This is a genomic window from Bacillus sp. HY001, from assembly GCF_007558965.1.
GTDB lineage: Bacteria > Bacillota > Bacilli > Bacillales > Bacillaceae_G > Bacillus_A > Bacillus_A mobilis.
Window position 1 is genome coordinate 1 of sequence record NZ_VLTE01000247.1, and the last position, 209, is coordinate 209.

The window sequence follows — 209 nt, forward strand, 5'->3', positions numbered from 1 at the left end:
ACACGCTTTTTTAAAAAACAAAACAGTGCCCCGCGTTTCAAATCTAAAAAGAACAACGTACAATCTTATACCACAAAACAAACAAATGAAAACATTGCTGTTGTGGGAAACAAAATGAAATTGCCGAAACTAGGTCTTGTTCGATTTGCCAAAAGTCGTGAAGTAAAGGGACGTATTTTAAATGCTACGGTTAGACGGAACCCTTCTGG

Annotated in this window: 1 pseudogene; it reads left to right on the forward strand. The window is 37.3% G+C overall.

The window, feature by feature from the left end:
- Positions 1–209: pseudogene (locus FOT98_RS31110) on the forward strand (IS200/IS605 family element RNA-guided endonuclease TnpB); the annotation flags it as partial.